The 1,569-nt window shown below is 56.2% G+C and carries 1 rRNA gene (only partly in view); it reads left to right on the top strand.

The features are described from left to right. Positions 1-1,519, top strand: a 23S ribosomal RNA gene (locus ACZ6Q9_RS34090); it begins 1,662 nt to the left of the window's first position. Positions 1,520-1,569: the final 50 nt, after the last annotated feature.

The raw sequence follows: 1,569 nt of genomic DNA, 5'->3' as shown, positions 1-1,569 counted from the left end.
CATGGGGAGCGTGGGAACCTGGCGGGTAGTAGTCAAGCGATGGGGTGACGCAGGAAGGTAGCTGAGCCCGGCCGGTGGTTGTGCCGGGGTAAGCGTGTAGGCCGTACCATAGGCAAATCCGTGGTGCATATAGGCTGAGACGTGATGCCGAGCCGATTCAGGTGAAGTCAGTGATCCTATGCTGCCGAGAAAAGCCTCTAGCGAGTTCTGAGCGGCCCGTACCCCAAACCGACACAGGTGGTCAGGTAGAGAATACCGAGGCGATCGGGCGAACTGTGGTTAAGGAACTCGGCAAATTGCCCCCGTAACTTAGGGAGAAGGGGGGCCGGAGACGTGAAGCCCCGCGCGGGTGGAGCGTTGTATGGCCGCAGAGAGCAGGGGGAAGCGACTGTTTACTAAAAACACAGGTCCATGCGAAGAAGTAATTCGATGTATATGGACTGACGCCTGCCCGGTGCTGGAACGTTAAGGGGACCTGTTAGCTCTTCGGGGCGAAGCGGAGAACTTAAGCGCCAGTAAACGGCGGTGGTAACTATAACCATCCTAAGGTAGCGAAATTCCTTGTCGGGTAAGTTCCGACCTGCACGAATGGCGTAACGACTTCCCCACTGTCTCAACCACAGGCCCGGCGAAATTGCATTACGAGTAAAGATGCTCGTTACGCGCGGCAGGACGGAAAGACCCCGGGACCTTTACTATAGCTTGACATTGGTATCCGAATTAGCTTGTGTAGGATAGGTGGGAGCCGGTGAAGCTCATACGCCAGTATGGGTGGAGGCAATCTTGAAATACCACTCTGGTTGATTTGGGTATCTAACTTCGGACCGTTATCCGGTTCAGGGACAGTGTCTGGTGGGTAGTTTAACTGGGGCGGTTGCCTCCTAAAGGGTAACGGAGGCGCCCAAAGGTTCCCTCAGCCTGGTTGGCAATCAGGTGTTGAGTGCAAGTACACAAGGGAGCTTGACTGTGAGACTGACAGGTCGAGCAGGGACGAAAGTCGGGACTAGTGATCCGGCACTTGCGAGTGGAAGCGGTGTCGCTCAACGGATAAAAGGTACCCCGGGGATAACAGGCTGATCTTCCCCAAGAGTCCATATCGACGGGATGGTTTGGCACCTCGATGTCGGCTCGTCGCATCCTGGGGCTGTAGCAGGTCCCAAGGGTTGGGCTGTTCGCCCATTAAAGCGGTACGCGAGCTGGGTTTAGAACGTCGTGAGACAGTTCGGTCCCTATCCGCCGTGCGCGTAGGATACTTGAGAAGGGCTGTCCCTAGTACGAGAGGACCGGGACGGACGAACCTCTGGTGTGCCAGTTGTCCCGCCAGGGGCACGGCTGGTTAGCTACGTTCGGAAGGGATAACCGCTGAAAGCATCTAAGCGGGAAGCTCGCTTCAAGATGAGGTATCCCACCCACTTTGTGGGGTAAGGCCCCCAGCTAGACGACTGGGTTGATAGGCCGGAAATGTAAGCCCGGTAACGGGTTCAGTTGACCGGTACTAATAGGCCGAGGACTTGACTACTAAGCTGCTACGCGTCCACTGTGCAACTCTCGATGAACGAACAACAGACC

The sequence above is a fragment of the Micromonospora sp. NPDC049139 genome, from assembly GCF_055586845.1.
This window is presented reverse-complemented; position numbering and strand designations above follow the sequence as displayed.